Below are 17,360 nucleotides of genomic sequence, written 5' to 3'. Positions count from 1 at the left end.
CCGTAAAAACGAGGCACTTAACTCAATAAGAAGGAGAGTAAGTTAGATTGTCACCCAAAATACCAAACCCATTAGAATTGGACACACATAGCGCAAGTAGTTTGGCCACACTTTCCAGAAAAGACTATTCGCAACCTCTGGATTACCCTGGCGAATTTCTTCAAGTAAACCAGCACGATGCCATACCCAACCTGCACAGATTGCCCAAACAAGCCCCAATAAAGGCTGTAAATAAACCGTTGAAATGGTAATGACAAGACCAAATAAAGTACCGAAGTTAAAAACAATTGCCGCCGCAAGTGCTATAGCAACACCACCAATCCACCAAACCGCTTTTTTACGAGAATGACCAAGCTCTTCAATAGCGCACGAAACCGGTACTTCTAGCATTGAAATCGATGACGTTAGTGCTGCAATCAGCATTAATGCGAAGAATAAAATACCGACAATAACACCGACACTTCCCATCGTATCGAACATGGCAGGAAGAACGGTGAACACCAAGGTATCTGAATTCAATAAATGTCCTGCTTGATCATAAATTTGTACGCCATGTTTTTGCGCGACAAACATCGCCGGTAGAATGAGCAAACCCGCACCAAACGCAATCCCTGTATCAATTGCTGCCACTTGTGCCGCCGTTTTGGGAATATTAATGTCTTTTGGTAAATATGAGCCATAGACCATCATTACGGTCACACCAAGTGATAACGAAAAGAAAGCTTGCCCCATTGCACCAACCACTAAATCAGCACTGAAGTGGGACATATCAGGAACAAGGTACATTTTTAACCCATCCATTGCGCCATCTTGAGTCAAAATATAGATGATCATGACAACGAATAAACCAACCAAAACTGGCATTAGACGAGATGACCAACGCTCAATACCATCGGTTACACCACTCATCACAACCTTCATGGTTAAACCAATAAACACCAAGGCAAGCACTAAGTTTCTTTCAAGGCTAAATGATTCTAACCAATTTGCAGCAGTATGTAGGCCAATTAAATCTAGTATCGGACTCACTAAGTAACCAGCTAACCAACCAGCAATAATAGAATAAAAGCTCAAGATCATTAAAGCAGTTAACAAGCCAAGCAAACCAAAGCCGACAGGTACTTTACTGCGCTTAGGCCAAATACTCGCAATCGAACGTAACGGGCTGGCTTGTCCATGACGGCCAATCGTTAATTCCGCAATCAACATCGGCAAAGCAAGAACCACTACCATCAACAAGTAAACAATCAAAAAGACTGCCCCACCGTTACTTGCTGCCTGTGTTGGAAAGCCCCAAACATTTCCTAATCCAACAGCCGATCCCGCTGCGGCCATAATAAAACCCAATTTAGAACTAAACTGAGCACGTGAACCTGACGCCATAATACTTTCCGTTGTATGTACGAGAAAAACCCATACTTATTTATAATTTACAGCCGTGTAAAGTTTAATATACAGACGGCCAAAATGAATTTTATCAATAGGGTTGCAAGTAAAGCAGTTTATGTGGTGGATTTGAAGTTAAAACAGCATTAAAAATGAAAATAAGGCTACATCTGAGCATAAAAGCATCAAAAATTCATAACATCTCAGAATTTAAACCAATGGTTAGTTTTCTTTCTTTGGAGAAATCTATCCGTCCATTCATTTTCAGATCTCCTACGCATCTGACTGATACTATTTAGCCTCAGGTTTGATTAAGAAAGCCTATATCCAAGTAACTTCATTGACATTGATGATTTTGACTCTCCAAATTATTTTATTCTTCAATCAATACTGAGATTATTTCTTCTTTTCATTCGATAAGAATATGATTCAAATATCAGGCTAAAGGATGGTAGTATCGAGGTCTATGAAGTCGGTGATATCAAAGGAATAAATGGAAAAGTTCTATCAAATTGTTGCGTTAGCAGGTGTGATTAGCTACTGGCTTCTCGTGGCAGGGGTTACCATTCGTGTTGTGATTAAGCGTCGTGCTGTGAGTGTCTCGCTTGCTTGGCTAATGATCATTTACATCATTCCTTTTGTTGGTGTTCTATTTTATTTCCTTTTTGGCGAACTCAACCTCGGGCGCAAGCGCGCAGAACGATCGCAAAGTATGTTTGCCCCTTATGGTGAATGGTTTACTCAATTGCATGAATGCCAAGCTCACCAACCGACTTTACTCAATTTACAACTGGCGCAAATTCATGACCTTTGTACCAATCGCACCGCTATTCCTGCATTGTGTGGAAATACCCTATCACTACAGGACACACCGGATAAAATCCTGCATTCAATTATTGTTGATATAGAGCAAGCACAAACCAACATTCGAATGGAATTTTATATCTGGCAGAGTGGTGGATTAATCGATTCAGTCAATGCTGCGCTGATTCAAGCGGCCAAACGAGGCGTCAATATTCAGATTCTAATCGACTCAGCAGGTAGCCCTAAATTCTTTCGTAGCCACTGGCATAAGTTAATGCTGGAAGCTGGCATTGATATTCGTCAGGCATTAGAAGTGAATGCCTTCCGTGTATTCTTCCGCCGATTAGATCTACGACTACACCGTAAAATTATCACCATTGATGATGAAATTGCGTATACCGGCTCAATGAATATGGTTGACCCTGAGTTCTTCAAAAAAGATGCGGGTGTAGGCGAATGGATTGACATAATGGTTCGAGTTACCGGTCCTACGGTTAACGTACTTGCCGCCATTCATGCTTGGGACTGGGAAGTTGAAACTGGAGAACGTCATCTACCTACCTTCCCTGTTTGTACGATAGAAAACACAGGAGCATTACACCCAATTCAAGTGGTCCCATCTGGCCCAGGTATGCCTGAAAATCTCATTCAACAAGTTTTGACACTTGCGATAAACCAAGCAAAACAATCGGTTCGTATTACTACGCCTTATTTCGTCCCTAGTGACAACTTAATGCAAGTGATAAAAATGACCGCTCAACGTGGCGTTACCGTTGAATTATTGATACCGAAAAAGAATGATTCTCTATTAGTAAACTGGGCTTCCAAGTCTTTCTTTAGCGAATTACTCGAAGCGGGTGTACACATTTATCAATTTGATGCTGGCCTATTACACACAAAATCAGTCGTCATTGATCAACAATACTGCCTAGTAGGTAGCGTTAACCTAGATATGAGAAGCTTGTGGCTTAACTTTGAATTAACCCTAGCTGTCGATGATTATGAATTCACAAAAGAATTATATTGGGTCCAAGAAAATTACTTAAAACAATCTACCTTAGTTTCAAAAGAAAGGTGGAAACAACGTAATTTTGGCCATCGAATGCTAGAAAGGGTCTTCTACCTATTTAACCCTTTGCTATAAGAAAAACACCGAATATAAGGATATAAAATGTCAGAGAAGTATGAAACCAAACTGGTCAATGCAGGACGCAATAAAAAATGGACTCACGGCGTAGTAAACCCACCAGTACAACGCGCTTCGACGGTAGTATTTAATACGGTTGCTGAGAAAAATGAAGCGACCATAAAACGCCAAGGTCATACCTTATTTTATGGTCGTCGCGGTACCGAAACTCATTTCGCCTTTCAAGAAGCTATGACCCAAATCGAAGGTGGTGCAGGTTGTGCCCTCTACCCTTGCGGTGCTGCAGCTATTACTAACTCAATCTTGTCTTTCGTCGAGCATGGCGATCACGTTTTAATGGTTGATAGTTGTTATGAGCCAACCCGTGACTTCTGCAATATCATTCTCAAAAAAATGGGTATAGAAACCACTTACTATGAGCCAAGTATTGGCGAAGGCATCCGTGATTTAATTCGCCCAAATACCAAAATCCTATTTACCGAATCTCCGGGCTCTTACACGATGGAAGTACAAGATGTACCAACCCTTTCTCGCATTGCTCATGAGCACGACATCATCGTAATGCTCGACAATACTTGGGGGGCTGGTGTTAACTTTTCACCGTTTGAGCATGGTGTTGATGTGTCGATTCAAGCCGCAACAAAATACATTGTCGGTCACTCGGATGTCATGTTAGGTACTGCGGTAGCCAATGAAAAATACTGGCCACAATTACGCGAACAGAGTTACCTACTTGGTCAGTGCGTATCACCTGATGATGCTTATACTGGTTTACGTGGCTTGCGTACTTTAAGCGTTCGTTTAAAACAGCATGAACAAAATAGTATTGCGATTGCGAAATGGTTAGAAACTCGCCCTGAAGTTGATCATGTCCGTCATCCAGCCCTACCATCTTGTCCGGGTCATGAGTACTTCATCCGTGATTTTACGGGGTCTAATGGCCTATTTTCATTTGTACTAAAAACCAGCAATAAGAAAGCAACCACAGCCCTACTTGATACCGTAGAACACTTCAGCATGGGCTACTCTTGGGGCGGCTATGAAAGCTTAATTCTCGCCAATGAACCAAGTAGTTTCGATAACATGCGTACCGTGTCTAATCCACACTTTGAAGGTACACTTGTTCGATTACACATCGGCTTAGAAAATGTAGAAGATCTGATTGAAGATTTAGAGCGTGGTTTTGCAGCTTATAATGCAGTGTTAAATGGCTAACTAACTTATTTAATCAATTAGCTTTTTAATAAAAAGTGCGTTAGGTCTATAAACTTAACGCACTTTATTCAAATTAACAGCACTAAAAACTTACCCCAAACTCTCTGCATCTTCACGTTTAATCACTTTGTGACCATCTTCTGTTACGCCTTGTTTCCAGTAACTACTAAAGTAACTCTTTTCACGTTGTATCGCGTCATGTTGATTAAAGTGAGTGCGAATTGCTTTCATTGCAGTAAATTCACAAGCACACCAAATGGCGACATCTGCATTCTCAATAGATAACTGAGTAACCGCATCACTTAATTGGCTTGGTTGATGGCCAACAACGGTGTGTAGTTGCATACCGGTTGGTAGATTCCAATTAGGATTATCTTGTGCTGAACTTAGTTGCACAACCGCATGACCAGTGGTGCTCTGGTTAAGAGTGTTCAATTTTTCGGTTATGGCAGGAATCGCAGTCATATCTGCCACCATAAATACTTGCTCAGCATTAAGATCAATTATTGGGCTATTACCTGGACCACCAATGGAAATAGTATCACCGACTTTTGCTTTCATCGCCCAATAAATCGCGTAGCCACCTTGTTCTTGAGTGATGATATTCTGTTTCCCACCCACTTGGTGCTTTACAAAATCAACCGCAAACTGACCATTATCAAGATCTAGTTCACTAATAGTATAAGTGCGCATTACTGGACGTTCACCTTCCCCAAGAGTCGAAATATCCGTATGTCCTTCAGGATGAAACATTAACTTGATATAACCGCCTAGGTCTGTAGTTTGTAACGATTTAAAATCTTCGCCCTGTAACACTACGCGCTGCATATTTTCTGATAGTTCAAAAGTGTTCACAACAGTAGCAAGTTTAAGTTTTCTGTTTGGTTTCATGTCTATTCCTTTTTTCTATCAGCAACTAATGATTAGCTTTATTCTGCAACTTAGCTTTAACGCGTTTTACTGTCGAGATACTGGCTCCGGTTTCATCAGCGATCGCTTGCATGGTTTTATCACTAGTAAGTAACTGAGCAATCTTCTGGTGTAGCTTATGGTTAGCACGACGACCTTTGAATTTAGCTTGCCACTCGCTCGGGTTACCTTTTAGCTTTCTCCGACCTAACTCTGCCGCCATTAAACGCTGATAGGTTTCAATTTCCTCATATCCCTTAATCAAACGTAACATCGCCTCGGTTGACGGATCGTTCGGCTTAAAAATAAGGTTTTGATGATAGGTTCTTACGCAAATACCGTTACTTAATAAATCGGTTATTGCATCATAAGCCAATTTGAACCCAAGACTGATATCTGTCATCCACCAGATAAGCAAAGTATCGCCTGCTTTTAACTGCGCATAGGCTTTTTGAAATTCCGGCCTATCCTCTAAAGTAACATTACCTCGAACACCTCGCTCTATATACAAAGCGGCTTGTGTTTCGTTCGTCATAACATCAATGCGATTATCAATATCTTCCACTTTTGGCGATACACGTAAATAACCAATTATTTTTGTTTGAGTCATGTTTTTTTCCGTCATTGGGTTCAAAATAACCAACGCCAAAAAGCTCATTTGGTGTTAGGGAAAGATCATAATGAACCCAAAAAGCTCACAAGTCAAATCCAACACCAAATGAACCATTATTTTATTCACTACTAAGATCAAAAAAGCCTTACCAACGAATTGATAAGGCTTTAATAGTTACTTTTTAAAGATTATGACTTAGATGGCTCTGGTTGTTCAGGTGGCACATCGTCATCATGCTCTTCCATATTCCAAGGTAGAATTCCAGGTGAAATATGAATGAAGTGTAGATAACGTTCGAACTGGTTCAAGATGTCGTTAATAATATCTTGTTGCTCGTAGTTATACACATCATAAGCTTGACCACCACGGCGTAAGAAAACTTCTGCACGGTAGTAGTACTTGTCTTCCGGCTCTTCACCTTCATCATAAGCAAATTCTGGTAAGTCATAGCCACGTAGACGGATTTCATAAATGAACTCAACTTGGCCTTCTTTGAAGACTTCAAAGTGCGCGCGACATAGTTCTTCATCGAAGGTGACTTCCGCTTCCCAGTCTTGCTCTTCTAATTCTTGTTCAACGCGCTTCATGCTATTTAGCGCAGTCACACTAATGAACTTTTCAACATCAGAGCGAACAGGAAAATCTACTAAGTTTGCTAAGCGTTTTTTCCACAAACCTTTGCCTACAGGGCTAGTGTTTGATTGCTGAGTCTGCATATATTGTTGTTGGCTATCTTCATGGTGCCCTTCAATACGCAGAGCTTTAATCATCCCCACCATCGCAATCAACATGATTATGGCAAATGGTAACGCACTCACCACACTCGCAGTTTGTAACGCACCTAAGCCACCAGCGAGTAGTAGAACTGACGCGACAATCCCTTCGGTTGCAACCCAGAAGGTACGTTGCCATGCTGGCGTCTCTTGCACGCCACCAGAAGCTAATGAATCAATAACTAATGAGCCTGAATCCGATGAAGTTACGAAGAAAGTAATAATCAAAATAACGGTAATAAACGAAATGATCGATGTCATTGGCAGGCGTTCAAACAATTTGAATAAAGCAATGGCATTATTATCTTGTACTTCTTGAATGATGTGATGATAACCATCCGTCATGATCATATGCAGTGCAGTATCGCCAAACACTGAGAACCATAAGAACGTAAAAATTGTAGGAACAACCATTACGCCCACAACGAATTGGCGAATGGTACGACCACGGCTGATTTTCGCGATGAACAAACCAACAAATGGCGCCCATGCAATCGTCCAACCGAAGATAAACAAGGTCCAGTTACCAATCCAATCACTTGATACATAAGCTTGGAGGTTGAAAGTGCGCTCAACAATGTTACTTAAATAGTTACCTGTATTTTGCATAAAGGTATTTAAGATAAATAGAGTTGGGCCTGCAACAAACACAAACAACATCAATAGAACTGCAAGGCCAATATTCAATAGAGATAAGTTTTTCACCCCTTTATCCATGCCCGCCAGTACCGAAGCCAATGCACATAAAGTGATTAAAGTAATAGCAATGATTTGTACGGTGCTATTAATTGGAATCTCAGGCCATAGGTAGTGCAAACCTGTGTTGATCTGAGTGACTGACAAACCTAGCGTCGTCGCAATACCAAACAAAGTCCCTAAGATTGCAAATACATCTACCGTGTGGCCAATTGGGCCGTGGATTTTATCACCGATCAATGGGTAAAGCGTAGAACGCATAGAAAGAGGAAGACCATGACGGAAAGCAAAATATGCCAGAGATAAACCGACTAAGCCATAAATAGCCCAAATGTGGAAACCCCAATGGAAGAAAGCAATTTGCATCGCTTCACGTGCTGCATCAATCGTTTCTGGTGCAGCGGTTGGCGGAGCAGCGTAGTGTAGAACCGGTTCCGCAACACCAAAGAATAATAAGGCAATACCGTAACCAGCAGAAAAAAGCATCGCAAACCATTCGGTAAAACTATATTCAGGTTCCGCATGATCAGGGCCAAGTTTTATTTCGCCCCATTTACTGATTGCAACAGTCACAATGAAGACTAAAAATATCGCCACCGCCAACATGTAAAACCAACCAAAGTTAGTCGTGACATCCGACAATAATTCAGAAAAAAAAGCACCAGCTCTCTCTGGGTTTGATATCGTTCCAATTACCACTAAAGCAATAACGATAACGGCGGGTATAAAAACGGGAATTAACACTGTTGATTTCCGTTTAGTCGCTGAAACATCCATGTGTTTCTCCTATTCAATTTCAATTTTATTTATCTGTTTGGTAAACGGGCTCAACTGCTCCTACAGCCATCACAACATACCAAAAACAAGCCTTTAACATTTATTGCAGAATACAAACAGAAAAAGCAAATATCCATAGTTTTACAATGGATTTATATAAATTCTACCCAAACGCACAAAATTTAAGTTTATTGTTTAAATAACGAACTAAAAATTACATGTTTTTATTTTTAAGACAAATGGTTATAAAAGATCCATAAACACAGTGATTGTTTTATTTCCTCTACTTTTGGCATTGACTATAACGTGGGCAATCGACAACATGATCGTTAACCATTCCAACCGCCTGCATAAAAGCATAGCAAATTGTCTCACCCATAAATTTAAAGCCGTTTTTCTTTAAAAATTTACTCATCGCCTTTGATTGTTCAGTCACTGCAGGAACTTGAGACATATCTGTCCAACCATTTTGAACAGGCTCACCACCCACAAACTGCCACAGCGCTTTACTTAACGAACCATATTCTTTTTGCAGTGCTTTGGCCGCTCGAGCATTAGAATACACAGAGGCGATTTTTCCTTTATGTTTAACTACATCAAAGTTATCAATAATGTATGACACTCGTGTTTCGTCATACTGGCTCAGTTTGTCAATATCAAAGCCTTCGAATGCCGCAGTATATCCAGCACGTTTATTTAAAATGGTTCGCCAACTCAACCCAGCTTGCGCACCCTCTAAACAAATAAATTCAAATAACTTAGTGTCATCGAACACCGGAACGCCCCACTCTTGATCGTGATATTCGCGTTCATTATCATGCTTCATTGCCCAACCACATGTTGTATCCACTTGTTGTGTCATAAAACTTCCTAATTTCTCTAATATGGATAAATAACGAAAAAACCTCTGACACAGCATAGCTGAATCAGAGGTAATGATTTCAATATTGATCGATTTCAAGTATACCCTTCATACTTGAAGCAGCAACTTTGTGACAGCATTCATTCGCCCAATGGCTTAGGTATAAATTAAAACACGCGCATTAAAATACTATAACTTGCTAAATGCCTTATTAACCTTATATGCATCAGAAGTCACATAGGCTTCCATATCACGAATTTTATTTTCTAATAGCGCATACTCTTTATCGAGGTCGGCCAATAGTTCCGCTGGTAACTGACCAGTCTGCCAAGGCTTACTCTTAATAGTATGATCGAAATCGAACTCATCCGCGGCGGTTAAGCTATCTGGACGCTTTTCTAACATCAACCATAAACCAAAGTAGGCAAACAATACTAAAATTCCACCGCCGAGCAAAAAGGCCGATACCGCAATAATTCGTACCCACCACGCTTCCATGCCAAAGTAACGACCTAACCCGGCACACACTCCGGCTAACTTACCATTCTTAGGGTCCCGATATAACGCTTCTTTATCCATTCCTTTAGCCATGGTCACGCCTCCAATTTGGCGCCTCAGCGTCTAAGATTTTTTCTAACGTTTTTACTCGTTGCTGCACGCTTTCCGCTCGCTCTGCTAGCGACTTTAGCTGTTCAAGCTCATCGCTCGACAAACCGTGCGCCACTTTACGCTTACTACGGTAATGGAGCAGCAGCCACAACGGCGCAACAAAAATTAAAAATACAATCAGCGGTGCCACGAAAAAACTACTCATGAACGGCTCCTAATTATTGTTATTAAAATAGTGAACATTACTTATCTTGCAGACTTTTCTTAAGCTTTTCTAGCTCTTGTTCAATTTCATCATCTGCCTGTAACTCAGCAAACTCTTGATTCAGATCTTTGCCTTTTCCGCCTAAATCATAACTATCGGCTTCAGCTTCTAGTTCATCAATTTTACGTTCATATTGCTCAAACTTAGACATTGCTTCTTCAGTTTTACCTGTGTGCAATTGCTTTTTGATATCACGACGATGCCCTGCTGCTTGACGACGCATCACAATCGACTTCTGCTTAGCACGAGTTTCAATAATCTTAGTTTCTAGCTTACTAATTTCACCAGCTAGCTTTTCAATAGACTCAGTAAGCAGTGTTTTTTCATTGCGTAAGTTTTTAAGCTGTTCTTCGGCTTTCTGTTTTTCAATTAACGCGCCACGTGCCAAGTCTTCACGCTGTTTTTGAATCGCTAAAGACGCTTTGTTTTTCCAGTCTTCAACTTGCTCTTCAAGAAACTCAATACGACGAGTTAGCTCTTTATTATCGGCTAACGCTTTGGCTGAGTGTGTTCTCACCTCTACCAATGTATCTTCCATTTCTTGAATAATAAGGCGGATCATTTTTTCAGGATCTTCCGCTTTATCTAATAAAGAGCTGATATTTGAATTAACGATGTCGGCAAAACGAGAAAAAATACCCATATTCGATTCCTTCTTAAGGTGTCGTGTAATAAATACTATACTTACTCCACACTAATACATGAAGCGTGCCAACTTTTAACTCACTGATATTAAATAAAAATAATTCACAGCACTGAAAACACCTTGCATAAAATGACTATTTTAGCTAATTATTGGTAAATTAAGCCAACACCGTACAGGATGAGTATGAAAGCACAAAATATCATCGGGCAATCTGCGGCTTTTCTTGCAGCGTTAGACAAAACATCGCAACTCGCCGCTATTGAGCGCCCGATTCTAATTGTTGGCGAAAGAGGGACCGGTAAAGAGTTAATTGCTCAGCGACTGCATTATTTATCTAAACGCTGGCAACACCCTTTAATCAGCTTAAACTGCTCGACACTCAGTGAAGGATTAATCGATTCAGAATTATTTGGCCATGAATCTGGCTCTTTTACTGGCTCTAAAGGTCAACACAAAGGACGATTTGAACGCGCTGAAAATGGCACTTTGTTTTTAGATGAACTGGCGACCGCACCATTCTCGGTACAAGAAAAGTTATTGAGAGTGATTGAATATGGCGAATATGAACGCGTAGGCGGCCATAAAACTTTACAAGCTAATGTTCGTCTGGTGTGTGCAACTAATGCCGATTTACCACAAATGGCACAACAAGGTTTATTTCGAGCCGATTTATTAGATCGCCTAGCCTTTGATGTGATTCACCTTCCACCACTAAGACAACGCCAAGAAGACATTCCACTGCTTGCTGAGCACTACGCAATTCAAATGTGCCAAGAACTCAGCTTACCATTCTTTACCGGTTTTAGTACTAGAGCCTTAAATGAGCTGTGTGATTATGCTTGGCCGGGTAATGTTCGAGAGTTAAAGAATGTCGTTGAACGCGCGGTATATCGTCATGGTACTCAACAAGGTAAAATCGATGAGATTGAGTTTAATCCTTTTCAATCTCCCATTATTAATTCAAACCCAGAAGTTTCACCTACTGCTTCGCCACTTGCCTCATCAAACGAAGTGAAAAGTGACATTGTCACCGATATTAATACAAACACTGCACCAGTCACTCATTCAGAAAACACTTTAGCGTTACCGCTAGACTATAAACAATGGCAACAAGAGCAAGATATTCAGCTATTAAAGCAGAGTTTAAAGCAAGCTAAGTACCACCAAAGAAATGCGGCTAAACTTTTAGGCTTGAGCTACCATCAATTTAGGGGAATGCTCAGAAAATACGACATGATAGGAAAAAATTAACAAGGTTAGCCAACATCGCTCGTTTAGAATTTAGGGAAAAATTCAATGCCAAAATCATTACGCTATTTGTTGCTTTCATTATGTGCGGTGTTAACGCTCGCAGGGTGTAATGATCCAGAAAAAAGCCCACAAACTCGAATGAATGGTTTTGTCTATTGCGGCACTACTCACCCGCAGTTTTTGAACCCGCAGCTTTCCGATGGTGGCGATAACATTAAATCAATTGGGCCTCAATTGTTCGACTCTCTGCTAACACTCGATCCATTGAGTTTTAAACCTAAACCGAATCTCGCAATCAAATGGCAAGTAAATGAGGATAAAACTCAATATACCTTTACTTTACGAACCAATGTTCAATTTCATCAGACTTCGTGGTTTCAACCTTCTCGACCAATGAATGCTGACGATGTTGTATTCAGCTTTAAACGTATTATTGATTCATCTAATCCTTATCATTATGTCAACGGAGGCCACTATCCTTGGTTTCAGAGCATCGGTTTTTCTCGCCTAGTAAAAGATGTTAAAGCCATTGATGAACAACACGTTCAATTTACTCTTTCTTATCCTGACAACACATTTCTCGATAACATCTCAACGGTTTTTGCTGCAATTCACTCTCAGGAGTATGCGCATCAACTTGCTTCCAAAGATGAAAAATCACAACTTGATGAACTTCCAATTGGTACTGGACCATTTCGATTAGAAAAATCTCAACACAATGAATTGGTTCGTTTAACTAAACACTCTAACTACTGGCATCACCCCGCTAACATGCAACAAGTCGTGTTTGATTTTAGTCATCGTGGAACGGGATCTCTCGCCAAATTATTAACTCAAGAATGTGATGTGATGACCGACCCTATTTCTAGCCAGCTGACTCTTATCAATGACAACACCGACATTCATTCCAACATTAGTAAAGCAATGAATGTTGCATTTCTTTCGCTTAACACGCAGCACTTTGCACTTAATGATGTTCGCGTTCGCCAGGCATTAAGTTTTGCGATTAACCGGAAAAACATCATTGATGCGGTCTATTTTGGTCAAGGTTACATCGCTACTTCATTATTACCCTCAGATTCATGGGCATATCAAGACAACAGCGTTCAAATTCGTTATGATCGTCAATACGCAAAAGCCTTATTGAAACAAGCTGGTTTTGAGGATGGATTGACGCTTACTATGTGGGTTCCACTGGCGGCACAATCTTATAACCCAAATCCGCACAAAACCGCGGAACTACTTCAGGCTAATTTTGCTGATATAGGAGTAACGCTTTCGATCTTAACGGAAAAGTTTGGTCGACGGAATACACTCACTCAGCAACCGAATACTGATTTAGTCCTCACTGGTTGGGCAGCTAATACTGGTGAACCAGATAGCTTATTAAGGCCTCAATTATCTTGTGAGGCACAACGAGCCAGCTTAAATATTTCAATGTGGTGTGACACTGATTTTGATTTTTTATTGACGTTAGCACGTGAAAGCGAGCAAACTCGTCACCGGTTAAACTTATATCATCAAGCACAAACTATGCTCACTCAAGAATTACCAATAATTCCAATCGCTCATGGCGTACAATATCAAGTACATCACAGCTCATTAAGTGGCTTTGCATTAAACCCTTTTAATTCGGGTAGCTTTGAACACGTTGTAAGGGAAAAATAATGCTGGTTTACACCCTGCGCCGCATAAACTTATTCATCATTACCTTGTTAATTTTAACGCTCATTGGCTATAGCATTTTACGTTTAGAGCCTCTTTCGCCATGGGCTATTCAAGATTTCTTTCAAGGTTGGTTCACTTACTTAGGCCAATTGAGCCAATTCAACCTTGGTATTAATTTGCATGGCGATCCAATTATTGACGAGATCAAATTGGTATTCCCTGCGACTTTAGAGCTGTGCTTTTTTGCCATGATCATCTCATTGATCATCGGTATTCCGATAGGTACGATTGCCGGAATGCGTCAGGGTAAGTGGGTTGATACCTTTATCTCATTTACTTCAATGGTCGGTTATTCCATTCCAATTTTTTGGATTGCACTAATGATGATTATGTTCTTTTCTTTGAATCTAGGTTATACGCCAGTTTCTGGAAGACATGATTTATTACTCGAAGTACCTTATATCACCGGCTTTGCCACGATTGATGCTTTCATAACTGATGAAGCGAATCGCTTAGAATTGATTCATAGCGTGATGATGCATCTACTTTTACCATGTATAGTTTTAGCATTAGCACCGACCACCGAAGTGATTCGCATGATGCGTTCATCGGTAGCTGAAGTACGTAAACAAAACTACATTCGTGCGGCCCGTATCCGTGGCTTATCTACCTATGAAATCATCTTCCAGCATGTATTGCGTAATGCCATTCCGCCGATTATTCCCAAGGTAGGTGTTCAACTTTCTACTATGCTGACCTATGCGATTATTACTGAATCCATCTTTAACTGGCCGGGAATTGGCCGTTGGTTACTCGATGCTTTAGCCGATAAAGATTATGTCTCAATTCAAGCAGGCGTTATTACCGTCGCGACCTTCGTTTTAATCGTCAACATTCTGTCTGATCTAATTGGCGCAATGGTTAACCCTTTGGTAAGGAAGCAGTGGTATGCTGTCAAATAATATCTATCAAGAAGACCGTATTCCAGGTCAATTTGAACGCTTTTGGCGCAGCTACCGAGCAAACAGTCTTGCGATGTTTGGTTTATGGTGCTTCGCTATTTTATTGCTTGTGACTCTCAGTGCTCAATGGCTAGCGCCGCATGATCCTTTAATGCAAAGCGTACATCGTCTACAGCCGCCATCTTGGCACCCAGAAGGGAGTGTCGAATACTTCCTAGGCACCGATGATATTGGCCGCGATATTCTTTCTCGCCTAATTATTGGTACGCAATTGACCTTTGGTTCTGGCCTATTAGTTATGCTGATCGCTACTCTTATTGGTTGTACGATTGGTATTTTTGCGGGCATGACCAAAGGCTTGCTATCTAGTACCTTAAACCACCTGCTTGATACCGTAATGTCTATTCCATCGATCTTACTGGCAATTATTTTTGTGGCGTTTCTTGGTACTGGCGAGTTTAATATTTTACTGGCGATTTGTTTGGCACTGATTCCCCGCTTTATTCGCTCAGTCTATATTGCAGTAAATGCAGAGATGGAAAAAGATTACAACATAGCTGCTCGTTTAGATGGCGCAAATAATTTTCACTTATTGTGGAGCTCCATCTTGCCTAACTTATCTACCGTGATTGCCGCTGAAATGACACTCGCAGCTTCAATGGCAATTTTAGACATTAGTGCACTAGGTTTTTTAGAATTGGGCGCTCAAGCCCCTACTCCTGAATGGGGAACCATGCTTGGTGATTCAGTGGATTTGATTTATCTAGCCCCTTGGACTGTCACGCTACCGGGATTATTCATTATGTTTTCGGTCATCATTATCAATTTAGTAGGTGAAGGCGTGCGTCATTCTCTCAGTGCGGGGACCGAATAATGCCATTACTCGATATTCGCAATTTAACCATTGAAATCGAAACACCACACGGCACCGTCAAAGCGGTTGAGCGTATGAGTCTGACTTTAAATGAAGGCGAAATTCGTGGTTTAGTAGGTGAATCTGGCTCAGGTAAAAGCTTAGTCGCTAAGGCCATTGTAGGATTAACCAAAGATACTTGGAAAATCTCAGCCGACCGAATGCGCCTTGGTAGTATTGATCTTCTACAACTCACACCGAAAGAACGTCGCCGCGTAATTGCTCGTGATATTGCGGTGATTTTCCAAGAGCCGAGTAGTTGCCTCGATCCATCAGAACAAATTGGCCATCAATTACGTGAGTCGATTCCTTCATCATCATTTGAAGGGAAATGGTGGCAACGCTGGCACTGGCGCCACAAACTGGCAAAAGCGCTCCTTCATAAGGTCGGGATTAAAGATCACCGCCAAATCATGAGTTGTTACCCATATGAATTAACCGACGGTCAGTGTCAAAAAATCATGATTGCAATGGCGATTGCCTCCAAGCCTAAGTTACTAATCGCTGATGAGCCAACCAATGACCTTGACCCAATTACCCAGTCACAAATATTGAGATTGTTAAGTCGTTTAAATCAAGTCAACAACACTACCATTATGTTGATTGGGCACGACCTCACAACCATTACCCAATGGGCAACCCGCATTACGGTGATGTATTGTGGTCAATCTGTCGAATCGGCTAATACCAAACATATTCTGGCTGAACCAAAGCACCCTTATACCGTAGCGTTATTGCATGCAATGCCTGACTTTAATGAGTGGATCCCGCATAAGAGCCGCTTACCTTCTCTACCAGGTTCTATCCCACCGTTGCAACACTTACCAATTGGTTGTCGCCTTGGGCCTCGTTGTCCTTATGCGCAAACTAAATGTGTTCACGTACCAGTTAGAAAGAAAATTAAAAACCATAAATTCAGCTGCCATTTCCCTCTTAATATGGAAAAACGTTCAACGTTAGAGAAAAAAGCAAAAACGGAGAAACACGTATGAGTGCGTTATTAGAAGTCATCGATTTATCGAAAAACTTTGTCACGCGCTCAGGTTTTTTTCGTAAGCGTGTTCATCAAGCCGTTAAGCCCATTTCATTTACCCTAGAGCCAGGACAAACCTTAGGTATTATCGGACAAAATGGTTCAGGTAAATCGACACTTGCTAAAATGCTAGCTGGCGTGACCGAGCCAAGCCACGGCAAAATATTCGTCAATGGCGAGCAGATGTTTGATAAAGACTACTCGACTCGCTGTAAATTAATTCGAATGATTTTCCAAGATCCTAATACCTCGTTAAATCCTCGTATTCAGATTGGTCGTATCTTGGAAGAACCACTCAAGCGTAATACTCAAATGTCACCAGAAGCGCGAACGCATCGAGTTAAAGAAACGCTCATCCGTGTTGGTTTATTGCCAGAGCATGCTTACTTCTACCCTCAAATGCTTGCCACAGGTCAAAAGCAGCGTGTTTGCCTTGCAAGAGCCTTAGTACTTCAACCTTCGGTCATTGTCGCAGATGAGGCGCTTAACGGGCTTGATATGGCGATGCGCTCACAGATCATTAACCTATTCTTAGAGCTACAAGAAGAAATGGGCTTATCGTTTGTCTATGTTTCTCAACATATTGGTGTCGTTAAGCACATCACAGACAAATTAATCGTGATGCACGAAGGTAAAGTAGTGGAATCGGGAGACACTCAGCAAGTGATTGCCCACCCCCAACATAGCATCAGTCAGAAGTTGATTGAAAACCATTTCCATAAAACACCTAGCCATTTGAAATGAGTCACTTGAAATAATAACGCTTCCCTCTTGTTTATACTCAAGTCTCTTCAAGGTGCGAGTTTCAGCAAGAGGGCGACGACCTACACT

The 17,360-nt window shown here is 41.1% G+C and carries 16 protein-coding genes; 8 read left to right on the top strand and 8 right to left on the bottom strand.

All coding sequences use genetic code 11. The features are described from left to right. Positions 1–42 precede the first annotated feature (42 nt). Positions 43–1,383 carry a sodium-dependent transporter gene (locus QQJ93_RS07020; protein ID WP_089122807.1) on the bottom strand — a complete coding sequence of 447 codons (1,341 nt, stop codon included), beginning with the start codon at positions 1,381–1,383 and terminating at the stop codon, positions 43–45. Between the two features lie 496 nt (positions 1,384–1,879). Here QQJ93_RS07020 and cls point away from each other — a divergent pair, with 496 nt between their 5' ends. Then, on the top strand, positions 1,880–3,334 hold the full coding sequence (gene cls / locus QQJ93_RS07015; RefSeq protein WP_089122806.1) for a cardiolipin synthase: 1,455 nt from the start codon (positions 1,880–1,882) through the stop codon (positions 3,332–3,334). A gap of 27 nt (positions 3,335–3,361) precedes the next feature. Then, entirely contained in the window at positions 3,362–4,552 is a 1,191-nt protein-coding gene (locus tag QQJ93_RS07010; RefSeq protein ID WP_089122805.1) for a cystathionine beta-lyase, read from the top strand. 90 nt (positions 4,553–4,642) lie between these two features. Here the strand turns inward: QQJ93_RS07010 and QQJ93_RS07005 are convergent, their stop codons facing one another. The 7 genes from QQJ93_RS07005 to pspA form a co-directional block, all read right to left on the bottom strand. Continuing rightward, positions 4,643–5,443, bottom strand: a complete 801-nt coding sequence (locus QQJ93_RS07005; RefSeq protein WP_089122804.1) for a siderophore-interacting protein — start codon at positions 5,441–5,443, stop codon at positions 4,643–4,645. A gap of 25 nt (positions 5,444–5,468) precedes the next feature. Next, positions 5,469–6,071 (bottom strand): recombinase family protein, encoded by a 603-nt coding sequence (locus QQJ93_RS07000; RefSeq protein WP_160117474.1) that lies wholly within the window; start codon positions 6,069–6,071, stop codon positions 5,469–5,471. Positions 6,072–6,262: 191 nt separating this feature from the next. Continuing rightward, entirely contained in the window at positions 6,263–8,320 is a 2,058-nt protein-coding gene (locus QQJ93_RS06995) for a BCCT family transporter (protein ID WP_089122802.1), read from the bottom strand. 283 nt (positions 8,321–8,603) lie between these two features. Next, positions 8,604–9,182: a DNA-3-methyladenine glycosylase I gene (locus QQJ93_RS06990; RefSeq protein WP_089122801.1), complete on the bottom strand. Its 579-nt coding sequence runs from the start codon at positions 9,180–9,182 to the stop codon at positions 8,604–8,606. 189 nt (positions 9,183–9,371) lie between these two features. After that, entirely contained in the window at positions 9,372–9,761 is a 390-nt protein-coding gene (pspC, locus tag QQJ93_RS06985; protein WP_089123580.1) for an envelope stress response membrane protein PspC, read from the bottom strand. Between the two features lie 4 nt (positions 9,762–9,765). After that, a complete protein-coding gene (gene pspB / locus QQJ93_RS06980; protein WP_027696089.1) occupies positions 9,766–9,996 on the bottom strand; it encodes an envelope stress response membrane protein PspB in 231 nt (76 codons plus the stop codon). A gap of 37 nt (positions 9,997–10,033) precedes the next feature. Next, positions 10,034–10,699 carry a phage shock protein PspA gene (gene pspA, locus QQJ93_RS06975; RefSeq protein WP_089122800.1) on the bottom strand — a complete coding sequence of 222 codons (666 nt, stop codon included), beginning with the start codon at positions 10,697–10,699 and terminating at the stop codon, positions 10,034–10,036. A 186-nt stretch (positions 10,700–10,885) separates the two neighbouring features. Here pspA and pspF point away from each other — a divergent pair, with 186 nt between their 5' ends. From pspF to QQJ93_RS06945, 6 genes are read left to right on the top strand one after another with little or no spacing between them, the layout of a single operon-like run. After that, positions 10,886–11,953, top strand: a complete 1,068-nt coding sequence (pspF, locus tag QQJ93_RS06970) for a phage shock protein operon transcriptional activator (RefSeq protein ID WP_089122799.1) — start codon at positions 10,886–10,888, stop codon at positions 11,951–11,953. 45 nt (positions 11,954–11,998) lie between these two features. After that, positions 11,999–13,621, top strand: coding sequence for an ABC transporter substrate-binding protein (locus QQJ93_RS06965; protein ID WP_089122798.1), 1,623 nt, complete (start codon positions 11,999–12,001; stop codon positions 13,619–13,621). Then, positions 13,621–14,583, top strand: coding sequence for an ABC transporter permease (locus QQJ93_RS06960; protein ID WP_089122797.1), 963 nt, complete (start codon positions 13,621–13,623; stop codon positions 14,581–14,583). The genes QQJ93_RS06965 and QQJ93_RS06960 overlap by 1 nt, the downstream gene beginning before the upstream one ends. Further along, on the top strand, positions 14,570–15,457 hold the full coding sequence (locus QQJ93_RS06955) for an ABC transporter permease subunit (protein WP_089122796.1): 888 nt from the start codon (positions 14,570–14,572) through the stop codon (positions 15,455–15,457). The genes QQJ93_RS06960 and QQJ93_RS06955 overlap by 14 nt, the downstream gene beginning before the upstream one ends. Continuing rightward, positions 15,457–16,488 carry a peptide ABC transporter ATP-binding protein gene (locus QQJ93_RS06950; protein ID WP_089122795.1) on the top strand — a complete coding sequence of 344 codons (1,032 nt, stop codon included), beginning with the start codon at positions 15,457–15,459 and terminating at the stop codon, positions 16,486–16,488. The genes QQJ93_RS06955 and QQJ93_RS06950 overlap by 1 nt, the downstream gene beginning before the upstream one ends. Continuing rightward, complete coding sequence (locus QQJ93_RS06945) at positions 16,485–17,273, top strand: peptide ABC transporter ATP-binding protein (RefSeq protein ID WP_089122794.1); 789 nt, start codon at positions 16,485–16,487, stop codon at positions 17,271–17,273. Before QQJ93_RS06950 ends, QQJ93_RS06945 begins: the two co-directional genes overlap by 4 nt. Positions 17,274–17,360 lie beyond the last annotated feature (87 nt).

The organism is Vibrio algivorus (genome assembly GCF_030161215.1).
GTDB classification, from domain to species: Bacteria; Pseudomonadota; Gammaproteobacteria; order Enterobacterales; family Vibrionaceae; genus Vibrio; species Vibrio algivorus.
Note: the sequence above shows the minus strand (reverse complement) of the source record. Positions and strands in the feature narration are given on the sequence as shown.

What these genes read in the sequence shown, in the direction of transcription:
- QQJ93_RS07000 (WP_160117474.1), bottom strand. Translation starts at nt 6,071, where the DNA reads ATGACTCAAACAAAAATAATTGGTTATTTACGTGTATCGCCAAAAGTG.
- pspB (WP_027696089.1), bottom strand. Translation starts at nt 9,996, where the DNA reads ATGAGTAGTTTTTTCGTGGCACCGCTGATTGTATTTTTAATTTTTGTT.
- cls (WP_089122806.1), top strand. Translation starts at nt 1,880, where the DNA reads ATGGAAAAGTTCTATCAAATTGTTGCGTTAGCAGGTGTGATTAGCTAC.
- QQJ93_RS07010 (WP_089122805.1), top strand. Translation starts at nt 3,362, where the DNA reads ATGTCAGAGAAGTATGAAACCAAACTGGTCAATGCAGGACGCAATAAA.
- QQJ93_RS06945 (WP_089122794.1), top strand. Translation starts at nt 16,485, where the DNA reads ATGAGTGCGTTATTAGAAGTCATCGATTTATCGAAAAACTTTGTCACG.
- pspA (WP_089122800.1), bottom strand. Translation starts at nt 10,699, where the DNA reads ATGGGTATTTTTTCTCGTTTTGCCGACATCGTTAATTCAAATATCAGC.
- QQJ93_RS07020 (WP_089122807.1), bottom strand. Translation starts at nt 1,383, where the DNA reads ATGGCGTCAGGTTCACGTGCTCAGTTTAGTTCTAAATTGGGTTTTATT.
- QQJ93_RS06990 (WP_089122801.1), bottom strand. Translation starts at nt 9,182, where the DNA reads ATGACACAACAAGTGGATACAACATGTGGTTGGGCAATGAAGCATGAT.
- QQJ93_RS07005 (WP_089122804.1), bottom strand. Translation starts at nt 5,443, where the DNA reads ATGAAACCAAACAGAAAACTTAAACTTGCTACTGTTGTGAACACTTTT.
- QQJ93_RS06965 (WP_089122798.1), top strand. Translation starts at nt 11,999, where the DNA reads ATGCCAAAATCATTACGCTATTTGTTGCTTTCATTATGTGCGGTGTTA.
- pspC (WP_089123580.1), bottom strand. Translation starts at nt 9,761, where the DNA reads ATGGATAAAGAAGCGTTATATCGGGACCCTAAGAATGGTAAGTTAGCC.
- pspF (WP_089122799.1), top strand. Translation starts at nt 10,886, where the DNA reads ATGAAAGCACAAAATATCATCGGGCAATCTGCGGCTTTTCTTGCAGCG.
- QQJ93_RS06960 (WP_089122797.1), top strand. Translation starts at nt 13,621, where the DNA reads ATGCTGGTTTACACCCTGCGCCGCATAAACTTATTCATCATTACCTTG.
- QQJ93_RS06950 (WP_089122795.1), top strand. Translation starts at nt 15,457, where the DNA reads ATGCCATTACTCGATATTCGCAATTTAACCATTGAAATCGAAACACCA.
- QQJ93_RS06995 (WP_089122802.1), bottom strand. Translation starts at nt 8,320, where the DNA reads ATGGATGTTTCAGCGACTAAACGGAAATCAACAGTGTTAATTCCCGTT.
- QQJ93_RS06955 (WP_089122796.1), top strand. Translation starts at nt 14,570, where the DNA reads ATGCTGTCAAATAATATCTATCAAGAAGACCGTATTCCAGGTCAATTT.